The organism is Streptomyces sp. NPDC087845, from assembly GCF_044742755.1.
Classification (GTDB): Bacteria; Actinomycetota; Actinomycetes; order Streptomycetales; family Streptomycetaceae; genus Streptomyces.
Genome location: NZ_JBIUVC010000014.1, coordinates 26081 through 49777 on the forward strand (window position 1 = coordinate 26081; position 23697 = coordinate 49777).

Sequence of the window (23697 nt, forward strand, 5' to 3'; positions counted from 1 at the left end):
GCTGGCACGGCCCGTGCCGGCGTCATAGGCTGCACATGCGGATCGTCCGCATGCGGTGTACGTACGACGGGGCCAGCCTCCCCGTCCTGTCGGGAGGCCGAGGGTGCTACTGCGTTTCCGGGTGGCCAATCACCGCTCGATCCGCGATGAGTGCGAGCTGTCGCTCATCGGACCGGATCACGGCGACGGCAACGCCCGAGTGACCGGACTCCGTCACGACGGGCACAACGTGTCGGCTCTTCCGGTGCTGGGCATCTTCGGCTCCAACGCTGCAGGCAAGAGCAACATGCTCAGTGCGCTGTCCGACATGCGTCATGCGGTCCGCACATCGTTCGCCGACTGGACGAAGTTGCCCGGCGTGCCCCGCGAGCCCTTCAAGCTCGCCCCCGCGTGTGCGGAGGAGACCAGCCTGTACGAGGTCGACCTCTCCCTCGGCCGCAGCGGTACCCGCTTCACCTACGGCTTCGAGCTCTCGGACGAGCGCGTCGAGGCCGAATGGCTGCACGCCTACCCCGGGGGCAAGCGGGAGACCTGGTTCGACCGGGAAGCGGGTCGGCCCGATGCGGAGGGCGGGGAGTTCGTCTTCGAGGGCGAGGGCTTCAAGGGCAATCGCGAGCTCCTGGTGTCCGTCACCCGCGAGGACGCCCTGTTCCTGTCCACCGCCGCCACGCTGAACGACCCCCAACTCTCCGCACTGCACCGCTGGTTCCTGGACAACCTGTGGCTGGTGACACCCGGTGAGGACGTCGGGCACCGCACCAGGTGGACCCTGGACCTCATCGAGCAGAACGCGAAGGACGGGTACCGCGAGCGGGTCCTGCACCTGCTGGCCGCCGCCGACATCGGTGTCACCGGCATGGACGTCGACCCGGAGACCGGGGCGGTCAGGCTGCGGCACCGCACGGGGGACGGAACCGATACCCCGCTGGACTTCCTCACCGAGGAGTCCTTCGGCACGCATGCCTGGTTCGCCTTCCTCGGACCGATGTTCACCGTGCTCGACAAGGGGGCGGTGCTGCTCGTGGACGAGCTGGACTCCTCCCTGCACCCGACACTGGCGGCGGAAGTCGTACGGATCTTCCAGGACCCGAAGGCCAACCCGCGCAACGCGCAGCTGATCTTCACCACGCACGACGCCACCCTCCTCGGCAGCGAAGTGCTGGACCGGCCGCTTGCCCGCGAGCAGGTCTGGATCGCGGCCAAGGACCGGTCGGGCGCGACGGAGATCTATCCGCTGACCGCCGCCCACCCGAAGGACGGCGAGAACCTGGAGCGTGGCTATCTGCGCGGGCGCTACGGCGGAGTGCCCCGAGTCAGCGCGGGGGAGATCGCCCGCGAACTGTCCTGGCAGGAGGAGAAGGCAACAGCGTGAGTACGCGGGGTGGGCAGCAGGGACAGCACGGTGCCGAGGGGCAGGCGGACGAGCCGCCCCGGCGGAAGCGGAAGAGCCGCAAGGACGAGGAGAAGCCCCTCGTGGCCCCCGCGCCACCGCCTCCGGCCGATACGCGGGCGCAACGGGTGCTGTATGTCGGCTGCGAGGGCGAGTCCACCGAGCCGGACTACCTCAACTACCTGAACGAACGATTCGGGGACGGCAGCCTCACCGGCGGACGGCGGTTCCGGATCCAGCCGGTGTACGCCAAGAACGGACTGACCCCGGCCAGGGTGGTTGCCCAGGTTCAGGCCAAGGCAGAGGAGGACGAGGCCTGGGCCCTCTTCGACCGGGATCAGCACCACGACATCCCCGAGGCCCTGCGCCTGGCGGCCGAGCGGGGCACCGAGGTCTGCTTCTCGCACCCCTCGTTCGACCTGTGGCTGCTGCTCCATTTCCAGGCGTTCGGTGGCAAGCGCAGCGGCAGCAGCGAACACGTGGTGGACACGCTGCGGCAGGCGGACCCGGCCTTCAAGAACTTCGACAAACGGAACGACAAGAGCGTCAAGGACGGGCGTCGCGCGGCGTTGACGGAGAAGGAGTCCGCCGCCGTCAGCCATGCGCGGAGCCTGGTCGCCCAGTGCGAGCATGGCGCATGCAAGGCGAAGTCCACCCGGAAGGACCGCTACCAGTGGGAAGGCGCTCCGGAGCGCCCCGATCCACTGATCCCGCACTCGGGCCACGCCGACGAATGCCCGGTCCTCGACCGTGACCCGTCCACCGATGTCTGGCGGCTGCTGGTGAGTCTCGAAATCGTGGACGCCTGATCACGCGGGAGTCCACCCGATCCGGTCATCGGTCCTCACCGGATCCACGGGGCGTCTACGCTTCTCTGAGCATCCCGATCCCGACTCCATACGTACGAAGGAATGGCGCGTGGCCAGAATCACCCTGCCCGAGCTCGAACGGCACCTGTATTCGGCCGCCGACATCCTGCGCGGTCGGATGGACGCCTCCGAGTACCGGGACTACATCTTCGGGATGCTCTTCCTGAAACGCGCCTCGGACGAGTTCCAGCCGGAGTGGGAGCGGGTGTACCGGGAGCACCTGGACCGGACGAAGGACGAGACGAAGGCGCTGAAGCGGGCCAACGACCCGGACTCGTACGCCGAGGTCTTCTACGTGCCGCCCCGGGCACGCTGGTGGAAAGGGCCCCACCGCGACCTGGAGCACCCGGAGAATCCCGCGCCCGGCATCCAGACCCTCACCGACAAGGTCGGTGAGCGGCTCGATCAGGCGATGGTCGCGCTCAGCGAGGGCAACGAGCGTCTGGCCGGCGTCACCACCCACATCAGCTTCAACGAGATCATCGGCACGAAGCCCCGCTTCACCGATGCCGAACTGGCCCAGCTGATCCGTCACTTCACGCTCTACCGGCTGCGCAACGAGGACTTCGAGTTCCCCGACATGCTGGGCGCGGCCTACGAGTTCCTGCTGGGGGAGTTCGCCGACTCGGCCGGGCAGAAGGGCGGGGAGTTCTACACCCCGCGCGCCGTCGTACGCATGATGGTCCGGCTCGTCGACCCTAAGGCCCAGGAGTCCGTCTACGATCCGTGCGCCGGCTCCGGCGGCATGCTGATCGCGGCCCGCGAGCATGTGGAGGAGCACGGCGGGGACCCGACGCACCTCTCGGTCAACGGCCAGGACAAGAACGGCCCCTCCTGGTCCATGGCCAGCATGAACATGGTGCTGCACGGCATCCGGCAGTTCAACCTCCAGCACGGTGACACCCTCACCGAACCGCTGCACTTCCAGCCGGGCACCACGCAACTGCGCCGGTTCACCAAGGTCCTCTCCAACCCGCCGTTCTCCCTGAACTACGACGCCTCCCTGGTCGCCGAGGCCGACAAGAACCATGGGAAGCGGATGAAGCACTGGGCGCCGGAGGGCGGCAAGAAAGCCGACCTCATGTTCGTCCAGCACATGGTGGCCGTGCTGGAGGAGCGGGGCGTCGCGGCGATCGTCATGCCGCACGGGGTGCTGTTCCGGGGCGGCAAGGAACGCGACATCCGCGAGCAGCTCCTCAAGGACGACTGCATCGAGGCGGTCATCGGCCTCGGCCCGAACCTGTTCTACGGGACGGGCATCCCGGCCTGTGTGCTGGTGCTTCGCCGCCCGCATCGCAAGCACAAGGACCGGGCGGGCAAGGTCCTGTTCATCAACGCTGACCGGGACTTCACGGCGGGCCGGAACCAGAACGAACTCCGCCCGGAGCACGTCGAGAAGATCGTCACCACGTACCAGCAGTGGCGCCAGATCCCCCGGTACTCGCGTGAGGTCGAGGTCGAGGACCTGCAGGCTGCCGAGGCCAATCTCAACATCCGCCGCTGGGTGGACAACTCGCCGCCCGCCGAACCCCAGGACGTACGGGCGCACCTGTACGGCGGCGTACCGGTGACCGAGGTCGCGGACCGGGCCGAGCTGTTCCACTCGTTCGGTGTGGACGCGACGGAGCTGTTCGCCGTCCGGGACGCCGACCCGGACTACTACGACTTCCTGCCGGAGGGCCCCGACGCGACGGCGGCCCGCATCCCGTTGCTGGCGGAGAAGAAGAAGTCGGAGCTGGACGAGGTGTACGCCACGTGGTGGAAGGCCCACGCGCCGCTCTTCGAGGGGCTCGCGGCGGACCGTGAGCTGATGAAGCTGCGGAGTGGGCTCCTGGACTCGTTCAAGCGGGACATCGGCGCCGTCGGCGTGATCGACGAGTTCACCACGGCCGGCATCATCGCCGACTGGTGGGCCACCAACCGCTACGACATGAAGGCGCTGGCGGCGGGCGGATTCGAGCGGGTGCTGACCGGCTGGGTCGACTCGGTCGAGGCGATCGTCGAGCCCGTGATCCCCGACGATGACACCACGACGCGCAAGACGACGGTTACGGCGGTCGACCGCCGCCGAGCCATGGACCAGCCGGTCGTACGCGTACTGATCCCGGAGTTCCTGGACGCGGTGGCGGCGGCGGACAAGGCGGTCGCCGAGGCCGATGTGGCGTACAAGACGGCGCTGGAGGCGCTGGCTGAGACGGAGGGGCCGGAGGCGGCGGACGAGGACGCTGAGGCGGACGAGGCTACGGAGGAGGGCGAAACGAAGGAGGGCGCCGCTCCGGTGGCCTCACCGGAAGAGATCGCCGCGCTCTCCCGTGGCGCTGCGGCCCGCAAGAAGGCCTTGGCGGCGGCCAGGAAGAAGCGGAAGGCCCTGGATGAGGTGTTCCTGCGCCAGCTGCGGGCCGCGTGGGATGTGGTGAAGGACGCGGAGGAGGGCGGCCCGGAGCGCGTGGTGCTGGAGGTCCTGGACGGGGACCTGTCGGGTCGCCTGGACTCGGCTGCGGCCGGGCGTCGGCGCGAGTTGGTGGCGGCGTTCCGGAACTGGACGGAGAAGTACGCGGTGTCGCTGACGGACCTGGAGGCGGAGAGCGACGGGGCTGCGGGCGAGCTGGGGACGTGGCTGGAGGAGCTGGGCTATGCGCAGTAACGAGGGCTCGACCTTCGGACGAGCCATGGTTCCCCTGAAAGGCCTACTGCGGAAGGTAGAGACGGGGTGGAGCCCTGTCTGCGATGCGACTCCTCCTGCTCCCGATGAATGGGGCGTCCTACGGCTTAGCGCGGTCACGTCCGGGACATTTGTGCCAATGGAAGCCAAGAGGCTTCCGGCTTCGTTGGTTCCACGTCCGAGTTTCGAGGTCAAGCCCGGGGACGTTCTGATGTCCCGGGCGAACGGAGTGAAAGCGCTCGTAGGCGTTGCGTGCTCCGTTGGCAGCGTGCGGCCGCGACTTCTCCTGCCGGACCTTGTGTTCCGTCTTACCCCGGATCCGGATCGGTTGGATTCGAGGTTCTTGGGAATTGCACTGTCATCGGCTGCACTGCGTCGACAGATTGATTCCGTCATGAGGGGAACCAGCGGCCAGTACAAGATCTCGAAGACTGACATTCAGAGGCTTGAGGTTCCCAAGGTCCCTCTGGAGGAACAGCGCCGGATCGTGGCCGCGCACACCGCCTTCGAGCGGCGGATCGGTGTGTTGGAACAGGTGCTCAGCAAGCTGGAAGTCGCGCGAGAGGCGCTGTCTGCCCAAGCCCTGGGCCAGGGGGCAGGCTGGCGGTTCGCGCCTCTCGACGAGGTAGCCACTGTGGCAGCGGGGGTAACTCTAGGATCCGAGCCTGTTGGTGAGGGGACTATAGAGCTCCCGTACCTTCGTGTGGCTAACGTGCTGGATGGTCGCATCGACACTGCGGACGTGAAGTCGGTGCGCATTCTCCAGGCACAGCGCGAGCGGTTCGCTCTCCGCGAAGGGGATTTGCTACTTACCGAAGGCGGAGACCTGGACAAGCTGGGGCGAGGCGCGGTCTGGGATGGTCGTATCGACGTGTGCCTGTACCAGAACCATGTCTTCCGCGTTCGATGTGGTGCGCGGATGTCGCCGGACTTCCTTGCCTTGTACACCTCGTCGACCGAAGGGCGGGCCTATTTTCAACGCGTGGGTAAGCAAACGACCAACCTGGCCTCGATCAACTCGACGCAGGTAAAGAAGATGCCCGTCCCTGTGCCGCCGGTTGAGGAGCAGGAACGATTGCTGGGCCCGATTCATGCGGTACGTAGCCGGATTGCGGTGATCGAGAGGCATATCGCGAAACTGCGGGTGGTCCAGCAAGGAGCAGTCGAGGACTTGCTCGACGGCAAGGCAAGCAACCCGACGCAGTGACCGACTGTCTCGGTTAGCTGAGACAGTCCTCCCGGGCTTTCATTCCGAGTACGAGCGCGTGCAGCGCAGCCCGGTTTGTCGACAGGATCACAGTCGGGCTATCGCTCTCTCGGAGCGCGATGCAGTCGCGGTCTGTGGCAGCGACCTCAACGCAGTTGTTGCCGGAGGCCTCGGAGAATGAGGACTTGATCCATATCAGTTCGGGCAAAGCTGACACCTCTTACAGTTCTTTGGCGATGGTCAGGATGACGTCCCGCGACTGCACCGGATTCAACGCCACCTGTTCGACCGCGTCCAGCCGTCGACGGAAGTTGGCCAGCTGAGTCGGTGAGTCGAAGTAGACAGCTCCGTTGGGGGAGTCCACCTGCACAGTGTCCAAGTGTGGGCTATGCGCTGCCGCGTACAGCACTGAGTCGCCCGCCATTGGGAATCCGCCGATCGAGAACGGGACGACGAGCAGGGTGACGTTGTCGCGCTCGCCTTCCGTCAACAAGCGGGTGAGCTGTGCCTTGGCTACTTGTGGCCCACCTACAAGCATCCGTAGTGCCGACTCGTGGATCAGCCCGGTGTACGGGATGGAGGGTTCGTTCGTGAGGACCTGGTGGCGGGCCAGGCGTTGCGCGATGCGTAGCTCAATCTCCAGGCGAGGCAGCGCTGGGATGAAAAGATCAAATAGTGCTCGTGCGTGGTCCTCGGTTTGGAACATGCCGGGCAGGTGAGCGGTCTGGAGGGTCCGAAGGCTGGATGCGTGGTGTTCAAGTTCGGAGACTTCGAGGAAGTCTGGCGGGATCTTCCCTCGGTACTCGTCCCACCAGCCTCCGTTCCGTCCGCCGGTCATCCCGGCCAGCGCCTCAACAAGCGCAGGGGCGTCGCATTCGTAGATGCTGGTCAGTCTGCGCAACCGCTCCTCGCTGATGCCGAAGCGGCCCGCCTCCACGTTCGAAATGCTCGTGCGGTCGGTGCCGAGCAGCTCGGCGGCCCTCGGTGCCGACATGCCAGCCGCCTCGCGTAGCCGTCGAAGCTCGGTGCCGAACCGGCGTTGGCGAACTGTTGGTGCCTGCCGTGGTGCCATGCGCTCTCTCCTCGTCCGCGCTCATTGTGTCGATCACTGCACGCCGCCGTCTATCGAAGGCGGATCTTTCAACTCGTTGTGCTGAATAAGGTCTCACGGGTTGGATTGCTGTGGTTACTCTATGTCTCGCATCGCTTACGCAGTCGTCGACGGAAGCGCACCGATCCACCCTGCCCACCCGGGAGGCAGGCCCCGGACCGGCATTGCCACCGTCGCTCGTGGTGTAACAACTGCAACCACCCCTGGCGCACGCCCACTTCACCCACCCACCTACTCGCACGCACCCCAGGAGGTGCCCGTGAGGACCGAGCCCACCCCCTACGCCCCGCACGCCCCGTACGACGACACCCTGTACGCACTCCACCCCGCCCCCATCCCCTTCGCCGACCCCTGGAGCTACGAACTCGTCTTCCCCCGCGACCCGCGCGGCCCCCGCATTGCCCGCACCACCCTCCGGGCCGTCCTCGGCGCCCATGAACTGGCCGAACTCAGCTACCGCGCCGAGCTGTTGACCTCCGAACTGACCACCAACTCCGTGCGGCACGCCCAGGGCCACGCCGGTGTGCGACTCCAGTGGCGGCACCCTGTGCTCAGAGTCAGCGTCTGGGACCTGAGCCCGGACCTGCCCAAGCCCTACAGGCCGGCCGTCGGCCCGGACGCCGAAGCAGGGCGGGGCATGGCCATCCTCGAACTCGTCGCCGACCGCTGGGGCGGATGCGCCATAGGGGAAGGGGAGCTGGGCTCGGGCGGCAAGACCATCTGGTTCGAGCTGGCGCTCACCAGCTGACCCCTGCCCCCGCTCGGCGGCCCCGCCGTCCGCCCTGGTCGATCCGGTGCCCGCCGGTAGAGTTCCGCGTACACCCATACGGGTGCGGGTGGGACGTACGGTGACGGGCGCGCGGGGAGACCAGGCATGGGGCAGCCGGAGTACGACAAGGCCGAGAAGCCGCTGACCAGTCAGCTGACCGCCATGGGGTGGACGCACCTCGAAGGCGGCCCACCGCGCGGCGCGGTCACCGAGCCAGGCCCTTCCGGGCGGACGAGCTTCGAGCAGGTCGTCTACGCACAACGGTTCCGGGACGCGGTGGCCCGGATCAACCCTGGCCCCCATGGAAAGACCTGGCTGTCCGACGCCCAGCTGAATCACCTCCTCGCCCGGGTCCAGGGCACGGCGCCGGGATTCGGAAGCCCAGGGCGGGGCGTCGCGGGCAACCTGGACGCGACCGATCTCCTGCGTAAGGGGATCAACTCCCGGACCGTCCCCGGCTGGACCAAGGGCAAGCCCGAACACATCAGACTCGTCGACTGGGACGGCGAGTTCGAGAACGGCAACGACTTCCTCGCCGTCTCGCAGTTCCGGGTGGAACGCAAGAACGCCGCACCCGTCATCCCGGACATCGTCCTGTTCGTCAACGGTCTGCCCTGGGTCGTCATCGAGTGCAAGGCGCCCTTGGTCTCCGCCCGGCAGGAACAGCGCGCGGCGCTGGACGCGGCCGTCGAGCAGGTCATCGGCTACGCGGGCGTGGACGCGCCGTCGCCCGTCGCGGAGTTCGTACGTTTCGTCCAGGTGCTGATCGGGACGGACCGGGACCACGCCGAGCTCGGCACCGTCACCGCCGACCCGCTGCGCTTCGCGCCCTGGCGGACCGCCCTGCCCGCCACCGAGGAGCAGGTACGCGAGGAGACCGGCAGGAGCATCGGCGCCGCGTTGAGCGACCAGGACATCCTGGTGGCCGGTGTGCTGAGACCGGCGCATCTGCTGTCCCTGGTCCGGGATTTCACCACCCAGGCCGGGAGCGGCCCGCGTACCGTCAAGATCATCGGCCGCTACCCGCAGTTCAAGGCCGTGCACAAACTGGCCCAGCGCCTGCTGGAACGGCGCCGGAAGATCGACGCCGGTGAGCCGGTCGACCAGCGGGGCGGAGTCGTCTGGCACACCCAGGGCTCCGGGAAGAGCCTCACCATGGCCTTCCTCGTGCGCCATCTCCGCAGCACACCCGGTCTCAAGGAACACAAGGTCGTCGTGGTGACGGACCGGCTCGACCTGGAGAAGCAGATCCGGGGGAGCCTCGCTGCGAGCAACCAGACGATCTACCGGGCCTCCAGCGTGGCGCAGGCGCGCGGCTACCTCGCGGTGGACGTGCCCGACCTCGTCCTCGTCACGCTGCAGAAGGCGCGCAGGGATGACTCGGAGTACGACGGCCGCGAGGAGAAACTTCCTGGAGGGGACGACGGCGAAGGCTATCTGTACAACCGCGTTCAGAACCCGAGCCCGGACATCGTCGTCCTGATCGACGAGGCCCACAGGGGCCAGGACCAGTGGCAGCACGCGCGACTGCGCGCCATGCTGCCGAACGCCATGATGGTCGGCTTCACCGGAACCCCGATCCTCAGTGGCGACCGGAAGACCACCGAGGACATCTTCGGCCCCTTCGCCGACCTCTACACCCTGCGCGACGCCGAGCGGGACGGGGCCGTGGTCCCGGTGCGCTACGAGGCGTACAGCGTCCCGCTGGAAGTGATCGAGAAGGCGGCGCTGGACGCCGAGTTCGACGAGAAGGTGCCTGCCGACCCCAAACAGCGCGAGCGCGTCCTGGAGAAGTTCGCGCGGCGCAAGGAGATCCTCGAAGCGCCCTCCGTGATCGAGGCGAAGGCCGACTACATGCTGCGGCACTGGGCGCGGAACGCGCTGCCCGACCGCTTCGGCGCCCAGCTCGCAGCCGTTTCCCGGCTTGCGGCGGTCCGCTACCGGGATGCCCTCCTCACCGCACGCGACCGCCTGGTGGAGCAGATCGACGCCCTCGACCCGGAACTCGTCCACGACCCGATCGCAGCCTTCGAGGCCGAAGGGGAGGAGCGCGAGCTGCTGGACCTGGTCGCTCACCGGGACCTGCTCAGGTCCATCGACGCCGCCGTGGTGATCTCCGAGGCCCAGCCGAACAGCGGGCGCAAGGACCCCGAGGCATGGAAGAGCTGGACCTCCAAGTCCCAGCAGGACGACTACATCGGGCGCTTCCAGAAGGGCCTCGGCGACCCGCTCGCCGCTGCCGACGACCCCGCGTGGAAGGCATCCGCCCACGGGACCTCGGCGTCCGGACTGGGCACGCCCCGCGGAACGGGAGAGATCTGGCACCCGGACGGGCAACAGTCGGACCCGCCGGTGGCCGAGCAGGAGGAACCGGACGAGGCGCCCATGGCCTTCCTGGTCGTGCAGTCGATGCTGCTCACCGGCTTCGACGCCCCCGTCGAGCAGGTGCTCTACCTCGACCGCGCGCTGTCCGGCGCGGGGCTGCTCCAGGCCGTCGCCCGTACCAACCGCCCGTACCGGGACAAGCGTTGGGGGCAGGTCGTCGACTTCATCGGGATCGGCCCGGAACTCGCCCGCTCGCTCGGGGAGTACGAAAAGGCACACCTCCGCGAGCTGTACGGCTACGACACGTCTGTCGACCACCTCGACAAGAAGACGTTCACGGGCGACCAGCCGGTCCGGGACCGTCTGCTGCTCCAGGCCGACGCCGCGGCCGACGCCCTGCTCGCAGATCTGCGTACCCGCGTCTCCGAATTCCTGGACCGGGTGGGCATTACCTCCCTCAAGGTGGAGGAACAGCGAGAGGACCTGCTGGCCGCGCTTGAGGACCCGCTGTTGCGCGCCGATTTCGACGAGCTCGCACGTGACTTCCTCACGGCCCTCAACGCCGTACTGCCACGACCTGAGGCCTTGAAGTACGAGGCGTTCGCCGGGCTCCTCGGCGAGGTCCAGTACCTGGCACGTCGCCGCTACCTCGACGGGCGTGACGACTTCAGCCCGCGCCGCTACGGTGCCAAGGTCAGGCAGCTGATGGCACGGCACCTGAAGGTGACGAACATCGAGCAGCGAGTCCCTCCCATCGACCTCACCGCCTCGGATTTCATGGAGCGGGTCAACGCCAACAGTGATCCGCGTACCCGGGTCTCGTACATGTCCAGTTCGGTCAAGGTACGTATCGCGGCCGAGATCGGCTCCGACCGGGCCCGCTACACACGCTTCAGCCGACGTCTCGACGAGATCCTGCAGCAGATGCAGGACGACTTCGAGAAGGCCGCCGCCGATCTCACCCGGCTGGTCGGAGACATGAACACGAACGACGCCGAGGACGCCGGGGCCGGCAGTGGACTCGACCCGTTGACCGAGCGGCCGGTCCACGGACTGCTCGTACAGGAGTTGGAGGAAGGTGCACCGACCCCGCCGGGCGCCGACCTGACGGCAGCCGCCCGTGCTCTCACCGTGGAGATCGCCGGCCACGTGCGCTCACCGGACATCGTGCACCTGACGGACACCAGGGACCGGGTCCGCAAGCACCTTCGTGACAGTCTGGAGAGGCACGTCTCCCTGGACTGGGAGGACACCGGCCCACTCGCCGGGCTCCTGGTGGAACTGGCTGTCGAGCGCCGTGACGACTTCCTGCGGTACGGGGAGCGGAACGGGCGCTGAGTGAGGGGCGCCGCAGGGAATCCGTGTTGTCGGATGGTAGGAATGCCCCGTGAGTACTCCCGTCCACCAGGCGATCGCGGCACTCCCCGTGCCCGGGGAGTGGACGTGGCAGGTCGTCGTACGGCCCCGGCGGCGCACCCTGGGCATTGAGGTCGACGAGAGCGGGGACGTCCTTTTCGCCGTGCCGCCAAACGCAGACCCGGCCGCCGTCGCACGGGCCGTAAGGACGAGGCTGCCACGCCTGGCGCGCGAGGTACGACACAGGCGGACGAGGCCGGACGAGCCGGTCAAGGAACTCGTCGGAGGCACCGGCTTCACCTATCTGGGGCGACGGCACCGGCTCAAGCTCCTGCCCCCGGGAAAAGGCGGCCGGGTGAGGCTGCACCGGGGGTGGCTGGAGCTGCCCCGGCCGCACACGGCCGACGAAGGCGCACGCCGGATCGCTCGGTGGTACGAGACGCGCGGCAGCCGATGGCTCTCCGGGCGGCTGCCCTCGTACGCGTCACGCGTCGGGCTGCCGGCACCACAGGTCGAGGCATGTGATCTCGGGCCGAGATGGGGGGCCCTGCGCCAGGACGGTGCGATCACGGTTCACTGGGCGGTGTTGCAGTTGCCGCCGTCCTTGGTGGATCTCGTCCTGGTCCACGAACTCTGCCACCTGCGCGCGGCCGGTCACGGCGCGGCGTTCCGGCGAGAGATGCGGCTCGTCCTGCCGGACGCGGATGGGCGGGAGAAGCAGTTCGCCGAGGCGGAGCCGGAGCTGTGGCGCGGGGCAGTGCGGTGAGACGCCTCTGGTGAAGGTGGCACCGAAGGCGCCCCGCCCGGTCACGTCCGACCCCTGTACGGGCGTGACCGGGCGGGGCGGGCTGGGGGTTCAGGAGGCTCGGCGTGCGTACACGTCCCTGGCGAAGAACTCCGCCAGGACCGGGGCCACCGCCTGGGGGGCCAGCTCGCGCGTCTGGCCGGTCAGGGTGCGGTGGCGGGCGCGGGGGAGCGCGTCCGCGAGGGCGCGGGTCGACAGCCGGGCCCGGGTGGGGCTGGAGCCGCCGCAGACCACCAGCGTGCGCGCCGTGACGGCGGTGAACCGGGCGGCCGGGACCGAGCCGTCGCCGAGCAGCGCGTCGTCGTACGCGAGGGTGTGGGCCATCGCCACCAGGTCGCTCCACAGCGGGGCGCGGCGCATCCGGGCGATCATGTCGGCCGGCACGCCCGTCACCGAGAGGAACAGCTCCACGGCCCCCGCACGGTCGCCGGCGGACAGCAGCCGGTGCAGCCGGGAGGTGCAGCACGCCTTGTACTGGAGGCCCGAGGCGCCCGGCGTGTACGGCGGCTCGTACACCGCCAGCAGGTCCACGGGGAGCCCGGCCGCCTGTGCCTCCAGGGCCAGCGCCCCGCCGGCCCCCATGCCGAACACCGAGGCCCGGCCGCCCACCGCTGTGACGAGCACGGCCAGGTCCTCGATCTCGCGTTCCACCGCGTACGGCCCGCTGTCGCCGCTGGAGCCGCGGCCGCGCCTGTCGTACGTGACGACGTGGAACCGCGGCGCCAGCAGACGCGCCAGCGGCGCCTCGGTCGCCGCCGTGCCCAGCGCTCCGCCGACCAGGATCACCGGCGGTCCGTCGCCCCGGTGCCGGTACGCGATCATGGTGCCGTCGCGGGAGAGAATCTTGTCCATGCGAGGGTGGACTGCGACGGGGCGAAGAAGTCATCGCCGCGGCCGAGAATTTTTTGAGATTCTTCAATACCGCAGGTCAGAAGGGTGGTTGAAGATCAGTTGGAGACGGCCTCGGTGTCGTAGAAGCAGAAGTGGTCCTTGATTGCCGCGACTTCGGACTTCGGCTCCGGATACGCCCAGACGAGATCGGCGGCGTCCGGCAGCGACCAGTAGGAGGCATCGCCCTTGAACGGGCAGTGGGTGTGGGTGTCCGAAGGTGTCAGCAGTTCCGTACGGACGTCCTCGGGCGGCAGGTAGTAACGGACCGGACAACCCGTCTCGCGCAGTACGAGCGGGCGGCGGCTCTCGGCGAGCACCTGCCCGTCGCGCACCACACGGACGTGCTCGGTGCCGGCTTCGACCGTGATGTGGTGTCCTCGTGTGGAAGTCATGTCAGGTTCAGCCGTGCCACGGACCGATTTCTTCCCCTGTGAGTCTCCTTTCCCCCCGGCTCTGCCTCCTCTTCCCTTCTCGGCCCTTCTCGGCGGCGGCCGGATTTCCACCCGGCCGTCCATGTGTGTCAGTGGTGGCCTCTACGGTGTCTGCATGAACATCTGCGTTTTCCTCTCCGCCGCCGACCTCGACGACCGCTACACCCGGCCCGCCCGCGAATTCGCCGAACTGCTCGGCCGGGGTGGACACACACTGGTCTGGGGAGGGTCGGAGAGCGGCCTGATGAAGGTCGTCGCCGACGGCGTCCAGGAATCGGGCGGACGGCTGGTCGGGGTGTCGGTCGACTTCCTGGCGGCCAAGGCGCGTACCAACGCCGACGAGATGGTGATCGCGCGCGATCTCGCCGAGCGCAAGGCACTGCTCCTGGAGAAGGCCGACGCCGTCGTGATCATGGTGGGCGGCACCGGGACGCTCGACGAGGCGACCGAGATCCTGGAGCTGAAGAAGCACGGCAAGCACGCCAAGCCGGTGGTCCTGCTCAACACGGCGGGCTTCTACGACGGGCTGCGCCAGCAGTTCCAGCGCATGGAGGACGAGGGCTTCCTGCCCGTCCCGCTGACCGACCTGGTGTTCTTCGCCAAGGACGGCGTGGGCGCCCTGGCCTACCTGGAGGAGTGGTCCGGCCTCCGCTGACGCGGCGGAGGGAGGCGACCGGGTGGGATGCGATCATGGGGGGCATGTCCACTCATATCATCACCGGCGCCGGTTCCGGCATCGGCGCAGCCGTCACCCGTCGTCTCCTGGAGCGCGGTGACGAGACCGTGCTGCTGGCCCGTGACGCGGGCCGCGCGAAGGAACTGGCCGAGCTCCACCCCGGCGCCCGCACGCTCGTCGGTGACCTCTCCAACCCGGACCGCCTCTCCTGGGCGTTCGCCCAGCAGGCGATGCCCGAGCGGGTCGACTCGCTGCTGCACATCGCGGGCGTCGTCGAGCTCGGCCGGGTCGGCGACCTGACGCCCAAGGCGTGGCACTTCCAGCTCAACGCCAACCTGGTCGCGCCCGCCGAGCTGACCCGGCTCTTCCTGCCGCAACTGCGGGTCGCCCAGGGCCATGTGCTCTTCGTGAACTCGGGCGCCGGCCTCGCCGCGCACGCCGAGTGGAGCGCGTACGCCGCGAGCAAGCACGGCCTGAAGGCGCTCGCCGACTCCCTTCGCCACGAGGAGCACGCCAGCGGCGTCCGGGTGACCTCCGTCTACCCGGGGCGCACCGCCAGCCCCATGCAGGCCAAGGTCCACCAGCAGGAGGGCAAGGAGTACGACGCCTCCCGCTGGATCGACCCGGAGTCGGTCGCCACCACGATCCTGATGGCACTCGACCTGCCGCGTGACGCCGAGGTCAACGACCTGACGGTGCGCCCCGGGCGCTGACCGTTACGGGTGCCGACCGCCACCGGTGCTGAACATCCCGGTCGCGGACCGTTACGGGTGCCGACCGCCATGGGCGCTGAACGTCCCGAGCGCGGACCATACCGGGTGCTGACCACCACGGGCGCCGAGCACCACGGGCGCAGACCGCCACGGACGCGGACCGTCACCGGCCGCTGCCGACGACGGTCGAGCGCGCCGGGCCCGGCCTCGGGGCCTGTCCGGCACCGGCCCGTCGGGCAGGCCCCAAGGGCTGTCCCGTAATCCCTGGCGGGCGTGCGACGTCGGCTACGGCACCTCGCGCGTTGCCGGAACGCCCGAATACATCCAGTATTCGGGCGTCCCTCCGCCTTGCGATGCACCGCATCCGACGCCGCACGCTGATCCACCAGGGGTTACGGGACAGCCCTTAGGCTTCCCGTGTGAGCGAGAAGAGCAAGTTCAGGGGTTGCCCGGCCACCGGGATCGGTTCCATGCCGGGGGGAGACGCGCGGGAGGCGGCGAAGACCGTCACGGGGTCCTTCGGGGACGGCGAGGGCCTGCCGTATCTCGCGGAACTGCCGGCCCGCGGGCCCGGCGCGGACATGATCGGGCGGACCATCGGGCTGCTCGTCGAGCTGTACGGCCATGTCGAGCCCAGCGGCTGGCGGATCAGCGACCGGCCCGGACGGGACACCCGCCGGGCCAGGTCCTGGCTCGGCGAGGACCTCGACGCGCTGGAGGAGTTCACGCAGGGGTACGAGGGCCCGCTCAAGGTCCAGGCCGTGGGTCCCTGGACGTTGGCCGCCGCCCTGGAACGGCGCGGCGGCGAGGCCGCGCTCGGCGACCCGGGGGCCTGCCGCGATCTGGCGGGCTCGCTGGCGGAAGGGCTCCGGGCCCACCTCGCGGAGGTGCGGCGCAGGGTGCCGGGCGCCGAGGTGGTCCTGCAACTCGACGAACCGTCGCTGACCGGCGTACTGCGCGGGCGGATCGGCACGGCGAGCGGCTACCGCACCTACCGGGCCGTGGACCGGCAGATCGTCGAGGGCACCCTGCGGGACGTGCTGGCGGCGGCCGGGGACGGGGCGACGGTCGTTCACACCTGTGCGCCCGATGTGCCGTTCGCGCTGCTGCGCCGGGCCGGGGCCGACGGTATCTCGTTCGACTTCTCGTTGCTCACCGAGCGTGAGGAGGAGGCGATCGGCGAAGCGGTCGAGGGCGGCACACAGCTCTTCCTCGGGGTGCTGCCGGGCACCGACCCGGCCTCGGGCGGATTGTCGGACCCGGGCGGTAGCGTCATGGGTGTCAGGACGCTGTGGCGCAGGCTGGGGCTGAATCCGGGGACTCTGACGGAGTCCGTGGTGATCACCCCGTCGTGCGGGCTCGCGGGTGCCTCGCCCGCGTACGCGCGCGCCGCGCTCGCCCACTGCGCTCGGGCCGCGAGATCGCTCGCAGACAACCCTGAGTAACGGGGCATCGGGTAACGGGAGGACGAGACGATGGTCGGCGAACAGCAGATGGCAGTGCCCGCACAGGCGCAGGAGCAGCACGCGCTCCTCGCCGAGCAGGTCGAGGAGCACCGCTTCCGGTATTACGTGAACGACCAGCCGGTCGTGAGCGACGCCGAGTTCGACCGGCTGATGCGCGAGCTGGAGACCCTGGAGAAGACGTATCCGCAGTTGCGCACGCCGGATTCGCCGACGCAGAAGGTCGCGGGGCCGTACCAGACGGAATTCACCTCCGTCGAGCACCGCGAGCGGATGCTCTCGCTGGACAACGCCTTCGACGACCTGGAGTTGGCGGCCTGGGGTGAGCGGATCGCGAAGGAGGTCGGCACCTCCGACCACCACTTCCTGTGCGAGCTGAAGGTCGACGGCCTCGCGGTCAACCTCACCTACGAGCACGGGCGGCTGACCCGGGCCGCGACCCGGGGCGACGGCCGCACCGGCGAGGACATCACCCCCAATGTCCGGACGATCGCCGAGATCCCGCACCGGCTGAAGGGCGACCGGATTCCGGCGCTGGTCGAGATCCGCGGCGAGGTCTTCTTCCCGATGGAGGCGTTCGAGGAGCTCAACGCCCGGCTCGTCGAGGCCGAGGACAAGCCGTTCGCCAATCCGCGCAACGCGGCGGCCGGTTCACTGCGGCAGAAGGACCCGAAGGTCACCGCCACCCGCCCCCTGCACATGGTGGTGCACGGCATCGGCGCCCGCGAGGGCTTCGACATCGACTGTCTCTCGCACGCCTACGAACTGCTGCACGCCTGGGGTCTGCCCACCGCCAGGCACAACAAGGTGGTGGACTCCCTCGACGGGGTACGGGAGTTCATCGCGTACTTCGGCGAGAACCGGCACTCCGTGGAGCACGAGATCGACGGTGTCGTCGTCAAACTCGACGAGGTCCCGCTCCAGGGCCGGCTGGGCTCCACCTCGCGCGCCCCGCGCTGGGCGATCGCCTGGAAGTACCCGCCGGAGGAGGTCAACACCAAGCTGGTGAACATCCGGGTCGGCGTCGGACGCACCGGCCGGGTCACCCCGTACGCCCAGGTCGAGCCGGTCGAAGTGGCGGGCTCCGAGGTGGAGTTCGCCACCCTGCACAACCAGAACGTGGTGAAGGCGAAGGGCGTCCTCATCGGGGACACGGTGGTGCTCCGCAAGGCGGGCGACGTGATCCCGGAGATCCTCGGCCCGGTCGTCGATCTGCGCGACGGCACCGAGCGGGCGTTCGTGATGCCGACGCACTGTCCGGAGTGCGGCACGGAACTGAAGCCCATGAAGGAGGCGGACGTCGATGTCCGCTGCCCCAACGCGCGGTCCTGCCCCGCCCAGCTGCGGGAGCGCATCGCCTATCTCGCGGGCCGCAAGTGCCTCGACATCGACCACTTCGGCTATGTCGCCGCCGCGGCCCTCACCAAGCCGCTGGAGCCCGCCGATCCGCCGCTGCACGACGAGGGCGATCTGTTCGGGCTGACGGTCGAGGAACTGCTGCCGATCCGGGCCTACGTCCTCGACCAGGACAGCGGCCTGCCCAAGCGCGACCCGAAGACCGGCGAGGAGAAGACCGCCTGGGTCTTCGCCAACCAGCAGGGCGAGCCGAAGAAGAACGCCCTCGCCATGCTCGACGCCATCGCCGCGGCCAAGGAGGCGCCGCTCGCCCGGATCCTCACCGGCCTCTCCATCCGCCATGTGGGCCCGGTCGCCGCCGCGGAACTGGCCCGTCAGTTCCGCTCCATGGACCGGATCGACGAGGCGACCGAACAGGAGCTGGTCGAGGCCGACGGGGTCGGGGACATCATCGCCGCATCGGTGAAGCAGTGGCTCGCCGAGGACTGGCACCGGGAGATCCTGCGCAAGTGGCGGGAGGCCGGGGTCCGGATGGAGGACCAGGGGGCGGGGGAGGAAGGGGGGCCGCGCCCGCTCGAAGGACTCACGGTCGTCGTCACCGGCACCCTGTCCGGCCACACCCGGGATGGCGCGAAAGAGGCGCTCCAGAGCCGGGGGGCCAAGGTGACGGGATCCGTTTCGAAGAAGACCTCCTTCGTGGTCGTCGGCGACAACCCCGGCTCGAAGTACGACAAGGCGATGCAGCTGAAGGTGCCCGTACTGGACGAGGACGGTTTCGCCGTGCTGCTCGAACAGGGGCCGGAGGCCGCACGCGAGGCGGCCGTCCCCGCCGGAGAAGCGGCGGAATAGGGCGGATTCCCTTCAGTCGGCGGGCAAATTGGTCGGAACGGAGCATATGGTCGACCGGGAATGACCGTATGAGACCGGCCGGTTGGTGAATGATGAACGAGAAAGTATAGAAAGGACGTAGCGGGACGGACGGGGGCAAGCGGTGTCGTCGGTCGGTCGGAGTCACCCGATCGGCGCCTACCAGATGCTGACGGACGGTTGGTTCGCATTCAGGCAACAGCGGTAGAGCGCTGCCCGTAGAGGCCTTCTGCGGCCTACTGTTGAGATGTGCACCTGCCGTGCCGGCCACGGGGTGGGAAAACGGGTCGTGGTGGCATGGAGCCGAGCATTCGGGTGACATCGGCACCGCCGGCTGTGAGAGGGACGGAATGAAACCGACCGAGAGCGCCGCACCGGTGTCGCGGCTGCAAGGTTTCGTCGGCCTCGCGCCCGGGGTGGGTGCCGTCGTCGTGGTGATCGCCGTTGTTCAGCTCGCGACCGGTTTCTACCGGACCGTGAGCGAAGGACACGCACTCTTCCCCGACGGCAGAGCCGGCTGGTCCCTCGCCGTCCTCACCGGGATCGTCGTCGGCCATCTGGTCGCGCTCGGACGCGACCGCTGGTGGGGCGGTACGGGTTCCGGGGCCGCACTCACCCTCGCCGTGCTGCTCCTCTACGGCTGGGTGCCCGCCGGTCTGGTCAGCCTGGTCGTGGTCGTTCTCGTCGGCGTGGCCCGCAGGCACCGCTGGTGGCAGGGGCTGCTGCACGGCGCGGTGGACATCCTGGGAATAGGCGCGGCGGCCCTGGTGCTCGCCGCGTTCGGCGAGGTGCACACCGTCGAATCGCCCTGGCAGCCACTCGGCTGGGGCATCGCAGCCGTCCCCGAAGTTCTCCTGGCCGCCTCCACCTATCTCCTGGTCACCCGGGTCCTGCTGTGGTATGCACGGGCACCCCAGGGAGGCGGCCTGCCGACCGTCGCCCGTACCGCCCTGCTGCGTCAGGGCCTCGTCGCGGTCGCCCTGCTCGGCATCGCACCGCTGATCTGCGTCGTCGCGACGACCATGCCCGTGCTCCTGCCGCTCTTCGCGGTCCCGCTGATCACCCTGGACTCCACCCTCTGGATCGCCCGTGCCCGGGCCGAGGAGCAGCTGCGCGACCCGCTTACCGGGCTGCCCAACCGGCAGTGGCTGCTGGAACGCACCTGGACGGCCCTGGAGGACGCCGAGTCCATGGGCGCCAGATCCGCCCTCGTCCTGATCGACCTCGACCGTTTCCGTGCGGTCAACGACACCCTCGGGCATCTGGCGGGCGACCGGCTGCTGCTGCAAATAGCGGAACGCCTCAGGCTCGCGCTCCCCCGGGGAGCAGAGGCCGCCAGGCTCGGCGGTGACGAGTTCGCCGTGCTCCTGCCGACCGCGGACTCCACCACCAGCGCCCAGCGCGTCGCCCGCCATCTGGTCGCCGAGCTCTCCTCCCCGCTGGACCTGGACGGCCTGACCCTGGTCCTGGAAGCGAGCGCCGGAGTGGCCGTCTATCCGGACCACGCACTGGACGCCGAAGGGCTGCTCAGGCGCGCGGACGTGGCGATGTACCAGGCCAAGCGCGACCGCACGGGCGTGGAGGTGTACGAGTCGAAGCGGGACAGCAACACTCCGGACCGGCTCGGACTCCTCGGAGACCTGCGGCGCGCGCTGGACGCCGGTGAAGTGGAGCTCCACTACCAGCCGAAGGTCCGCTTCGACGGCCAGGTGGCCGGCCTGGAGGCGCTGGTGCGCTGGGTGCATCCGGAGCGCGGACGGGTCCCCCCGGACGAGTTCATCGCCATCGCCGAGTCCTCCGGCCTGATGCCGCACCTCACGGAGTACGTCCTGGAGACGGCACTGGCCCAGGTCGCCCGGTGGCGGGCGCAGGGCCTGTTCGTACCGGTGGCCGTCAACGTCTCCCCGCGCGACGTCCACACCCCCGGATTCGCGGGCGGTGTCGCGGCCCGGCTGGCCCGGCACGGCGTCCCGGCCGGGGCCCTGCAGCTGGAGATAACGGAACACGTGCTGCTGGAGGATCCGCAGCGCGCCGCCGACACCCTCGCCGGACTCACCGGGCACGGCGTGAAGATGTCCCTCGACGACTTCGGCACGGGGTACTCCTCGCTGGTCCATCTGCGCCGGCTGCCGGTCAGCGAGCTGAAGATCGACCGCTCGTTCGTGGCCCGGCTGGCCGTCGACAACGAGGACGCCGAGATCGTCCGCTGCACCATCGACCTGGCCCACTCGCTCGGACTCCTGGTCGTGGCGGAAGGCGTCGAGGACGACGAGACCTGGGAGCGGCTGCGGGATCTGCGCTGCGACGCGGTGCAGGGCTGGCTGGTCGCCGCGGCGATGCCGCCGCAGGAGGCGACGGCCTGGCTGCGGGCGCGGGGCGAGCACGGGTGGCGGCGGCCCGCGGAGCTGGCGGCCGCGGCGGCCGCCGCGGCCGCAGCCGGTGCGGCCGGGCCCGCCGAGCTGGAGCACGGGCCGACGGGCCGCGCGGTGAAGCCGGGCCCGGCCACGGCCTGAGCGGCCGGTGGGACCGGTGGGACCGGTCGGGGAAGGCGTCCCGGCCGCCCGGCGGCCGCGTCGTTCCTCGGGAGCCCGGCCGTGCCCGAAACGCCCCGGCCGGACGGCACCGCAAGGCCCCGGGCCCCGCTCGGGCGCGAATGAGGCGGGGCTGACCAGGGTGTTCGCCCCGGTGGCGGGAGCGGCCGCGGGCGACACCATAGGATTGGGCCAAAACCACACACCAACCCCTGAGGATCGCTGCATGCCTGGCATCACGCGCGAGGAGGTCGCCCACCTCGCCCGGCTGGCGCGTCTGGAGCTGAAGGGCGAAGAGCTCGAACACTTCGCCGGTCAGCTCGACGACATCATCGGCGCGGTCGCCCGCGTCTCCGAAGTCGCCGACCAAGACGTACCGCCGACCTCCCACCCGCTGCCGCTGACGAACGTCATGCGCGCGGACGAGGTCCGTCCGTCGCTCACCCCCGAGCAGGCGCTCTCCGGCGCCCCGGCCCAGGAGCAGCAGCGTTTCAAGGTGCCGCAGATCCTGGGGGAGGACTAACAGCCATGACGGACAACAGCACCATCATCAAGCTCACCGCGGCCGAGATCGCCGCGAAGATCGCGTCCGGCGAGCTCACGGCCGTCGAGGTCACCGAGGCCCACCTGGCCCGGATCGAGGCGGTCGACGAGAAGGTCCACGCCTTCCTGCACGTCGACCGCGAGGGCGCGCTCGCGCAGGCCCGCGCCGTCGACGCGAAGAGGGCGGCCGGCGAGAAGCTGGGTCCGCTGGCCGGTGTCCCGCTCGCGCTGAAGGACATCTTCACCACCGAGGGCATGCCGACCACCGTCGGCTCCAAGATCCTCGAAGGCTGGATCCCGCCGTACGACGCGACCCTCACCAAGAGGCTGAAGGCCGCCGACGTCGTCATTCTCGGCAAGACCAACATGGACGAGTTCGCCATGGGGTCCTCCACCGAGAACAGCGCCTACGGCCCGACCGGCAACCCGTGGGACCTCACCCGCATCCCCGGCGGCTCCGGCGGCGGCTCCTCGGCCGCGCTCGCGTCGTACGAGGCCCCGCTCGCCATCGGCACGGACACCGGCGGTTCCATCCGCCAGCCCGCCGCCGTGACCGGCACCGTCGGCGTCAAGCCCACCTACGGCGGCGTCTCCCGCTACGGCATGGTGGCCTTCTCCAGCTCCCTGGACCAGGGCGGGCCCTGCGCCCGCACCGTTCTGGACGCGGCCCTGCTGCACGAGGTGATCGCCGGGCACGACCCGATGGACTCGACGTCCATCGACGCACCGGTCCCGCCGGTCGTCGAGGCCGCGCGCAACGGCAGCGTCGACGGCATGCGCGTCGGTGTCGTCAAGCAGTTCGCCGGTGAGGGCTACCAGGCCGGTGTCGTCCAGCGCTTCAACGAGTCGGTCGAGCTGCTGAAGTCGCTCGGTGCCACGATCGTCGAGCTGGACTGCCCGTCCTTCGACCTGGCCCTGTCGGCGTACTACCTGATCGCGCCGTCCGAGTGCTCCTCCAACCTGGCCCGCTTCGATGCCATGCGCTACGGCCTGCGGGTCGGCGACGACGGCACGAGGTCCGCCGAGGACGTCACCGCGCTCACCCGCGAGGCCGGCTTCGGCGACGAGGTCAAGCGCCGCGTCATTCTCGGTACGTACGCCCTCAGCTCCGGCTACTACGACGCGTACTACGGCTCGGCCCAGAAGGTCCGCACCCTCATCACCCAGGACTTCGAGAAGGCCTTCGAGCAGGTTGACGTCATCGTCTCCCCGACGACGCCCACCACAGCCTTCCCGATCGGCGAGCGCGCCGACGACCCGATGGCGATGTACCTCGCGGACCTGTGCACCATTCCGACCAACCTCGCCGGCAACTCCGCCATGTCGCTGCCCTGCGGCCTGGCCCCGGAGGACGGCCTGCCGGTCGGACTGCAGATCATCGCCCCCGCCATGAAGGACGACCGGCTGTACAAGGTCGGAGCCGCCGTCGAGGCCGCTTTCGTGGAAAAGTGGGGGCACCCGCTGCTGGAGGAGGCTCCGTCACTGTGAGCGCACTGACCAAGGCCAAGGGCTTCAAGAAGTCCAAGACCGGTACGTACCTGTCCATCGGCACCACCGCCTTCGGGGCGCTCGGCGTCATCAAGCAGGCCAAGAAGGCCCGCGTCGAACGCGACACGCTCCGACTGATCGACGCCGTCGTCTCCGCCGCCGCCATCGCCACGGGTGTCGCCCTGCTGCTGCGCGAACTCAAGCGCATCGGCGATGACGACGTACTGCTGGGCTGAGAGGGAAG

General features: G+C 69.4%; 19 protein-coding genes. 15 read left to right on the forward strand and 4 right to left on the reverse strand.

Annotation, left to right across the window (positions count from 1 at the left end; translation table 11 throughout):
* Positions 1–103 precede the first annotated feature (103 nt).
* From ACIOMQ_RS30130 to ACIOMQ_RS30145, 4 genes are all read left to right on the forward strand, one after another.
* Positions 104–1372 (forward strand): ATP/GTP-binding protein, encoded by a 1269-nt coding sequence (locus ACIOMQ_RS30130; protein WP_401942057.1) that lies wholly within the window; start codon positions 104–106, stop codon positions 1370–1372.
* Positions 1369–2199 (forward strand): RloB family protein, encoded by an 831-nt coding sequence (locus tag ACIOMQ_RS30135; protein WP_401942060.1) that lies wholly within the window; start codon positions 1369–1371, stop codon positions 2197–2199. Before ACIOMQ_RS30130 ends, ACIOMQ_RS30135 begins: the two co-directional genes overlap by 4 nt.
* Before the next feature lie 109 nt (positions 2200–2308).
* Positions 2309–4903 (forward strand): N-6 DNA methylase, encoded by a 2595-nt coding sequence (locus tag ACIOMQ_RS30140; protein ID WP_402191149.1) that lies wholly within the window; start codon positions 2309–2311, stop codon positions 4901–4903.
* Positions 4904–5132: 229 nt separating this feature from the next.
* Positions 5133–6128, forward strand: a complete 996-nt coding sequence (locus ACIOMQ_RS30145) for a restriction endonuclease subunit S (protein ID WP_401942225.1) — start codon at positions 5133–5135, stop codon at positions 6126–6128.
* A gap of 13 nt (positions 6129–6141) precedes the next feature.
* On the opposite strand, the gene ACIOMQ_RS30150 is transcribed toward ACIOMQ_RS30145, so the two are convergent.
* Both ACIOMQ_RS30150 and ACIOMQ_RS30155 read right to left on the reverse strand, forming a co-directional pair.
* Positions 6142–6345 carry a DUF397 domain-containing protein gene (locus ACIOMQ_RS30150; RefSeq protein WP_401942065.1) on the reverse strand — a complete coding sequence of 68 codons (204 nt, stop codon included), beginning with the start codon at positions 6343–6345 and terminating at the stop codon, positions 6142–6144.
* A 3-nt stretch (positions 6346–6348) separates the two neighbouring features.
* Entirely contained in the window at positions 6349–7200 is an 852-nt protein-coding gene (locus ACIOMQ_RS30155) for a helix-turn-helix domain-containing protein (protein WP_401942068.1), read from the reverse strand.
* A 298-nt stretch (positions 7201–7498) separates the two neighbouring features.
* Between ACIOMQ_RS30155 and ACIOMQ_RS30160 the strand changes: the two genes are divergently transcribed.
* The 3 genes from ACIOMQ_RS30160 to ACIOMQ_RS30170 all read left to right on the forward strand — a co-directional run bounded on the left by ACIOMQ_RS30160 (position 7499) and on the right by ACIOMQ_RS30170 (position 12455).
* Positions 7499–7987 carry an ATP-binding protein gene (locus ACIOMQ_RS30160; RefSeq protein WP_401942070.1) on the forward strand — a complete coding sequence of 163 codons (489 nt, stop codon included), beginning with the start codon at positions 7499–7501 and terminating at the stop codon, positions 7985–7987.
* A gap of 126 nt (positions 7988–8113) precedes the next feature.
* Positions 8114–11671 (forward strand): type I restriction endonuclease subunit R, encoded by a 3558-nt coding sequence (locus tag ACIOMQ_RS30165; RefSeq protein ID WP_401942073.1) that lies wholly within the window; start codon positions 8114–8116, stop codon positions 11669–11671.
* Between the two features lie 49 nt (positions 11672–11720).
* Positions 11721–12455, forward strand: a complete 735-nt coding sequence (locus ACIOMQ_RS30170) for a M48 family metallopeptidase (protein ID WP_401942075.1) — start codon at positions 11721–11723, stop codon at positions 12453–12455.
* A 90-nt stretch (positions 12456–12545) separates the two neighbouring features.
* Here ACIOMQ_RS30170 and ACIOMQ_RS30175 read toward each other — a convergent pair whose 3' ends face one another.
* Together ACIOMQ_RS30175 and ACIOMQ_RS30180 are read right to left on the reverse strand one after the other, a co-directional pair.
* A complete protein-coding gene (locus ACIOMQ_RS30175; RefSeq protein ID WP_402191152.1) occupies positions 12546–13346 on the reverse strand; it encodes an alpha/beta fold hydrolase in 801 nt (266 codons plus the stop codon).
* Positions 13347–13441: 95 nt separating this feature from the next.
* Positions 13442–13777, reverse strand: a complete 336-nt coding sequence (locus tag ACIOMQ_RS30180) for a DUF427 domain-containing protein (RefSeq protein ID WP_362211708.1) — start codon at positions 13775–13777, stop codon at positions 13442–13444.
* 154 nt (positions 13778–13931) lie between these two features.
* Here ACIOMQ_RS30180 and ACIOMQ_RS30185 point away from each other — a divergent pair, with 154 nt between their 5' ends.
* The 8 genes from ACIOMQ_RS30185 (at position 13932) to ACIOMQ_RS30220 (ending at position 23689) form a co-directional block, all read left to right on the forward strand.
* Positions 13932–14471, forward strand: a complete 540-nt coding sequence (locus ACIOMQ_RS30185; protein WP_362211705.1) for a TIGR00730 family Rossman fold protein — start codon at positions 13932–13934, stop codon at positions 14469–14471.
* Positions 14472–14515: 44 nt separating this feature from the next.
* On the forward strand, positions 14516–15205 hold the full coding sequence (locus tag ACIOMQ_RS30190; RefSeq protein WP_362211702.1) for an SDR family oxidoreductase: 690 nt from the start codon (positions 14516–14518) through the stop codon (positions 15203–15205).
* A 419-nt stretch (positions 15206–15624) separates the two neighbouring features.
* Positions 15625–16650 (forward strand): methionine synthase, encoded by a 1026-nt coding sequence (locus tag ACIOMQ_RS30195; protein WP_362203734.1) that lies wholly within the window; start codon positions 15625–15627, stop codon positions 16648–16650.
* A gap of 30 nt (positions 16651–16680) precedes the next feature.
* Positions 16681–18873 (forward strand): NAD-dependent DNA ligase LigA, encoded by a 2193-nt coding sequence (gene ligA / locus ACIOMQ_RS30200; RefSeq protein WP_401260839.1) that lies wholly within the window; start codon positions 16681–16683, stop codon positions 18871–18873.
* 368 nt (positions 18874–19241) lie between these two features.
* A complete protein-coding gene (locus ACIOMQ_RS30205) occupies positions 19242–21404 on the forward strand; it encodes a bifunctional diguanylate cyclase/phosphodiesterase (RefSeq protein ID WP_362203740.1) in 2163 nt (720 codons plus the stop codon).
* A 244-nt stretch (positions 21405–21648) separates the two neighbouring features.
* Positions 21649–21945, forward strand: coding sequence for an Asp-tRNA(Asn)/Glu-tRNA(Gln) amidotransferase subunit GatC (gene gatC / locus ACIOMQ_RS30210; protein ID WP_014153935.1), 297 nt, complete (start codon positions 21649–21651; stop codon positions 21943–21945).
* 5 nt (positions 21946–21950) lie between these two features.
* Positions 21951–23453 carry an Asp-tRNA(Asn)/Glu-tRNA(Gln) amidotransferase subunit GatA gene (gatA, locus tag ACIOMQ_RS30215; protein WP_362203743.1) on the forward strand — a complete coding sequence of 501 codons (1503 nt, stop codon included), beginning with the start codon at positions 21951–21953 and terminating at the stop codon, positions 23451–23453.
* On the forward strand, positions 23450–23689 hold the full coding sequence (locus ACIOMQ_RS30220; RefSeq protein ID WP_401260837.1) for a hypothetical protein: 240 nt from the start codon (positions 23450–23452) through the stop codon (positions 23687–23689). Before gatA ends, ACIOMQ_RS30220 begins: the two co-directional genes overlap by 4 nt.
* Positions 23690–23697 lie beyond the last annotated feature (8 nt).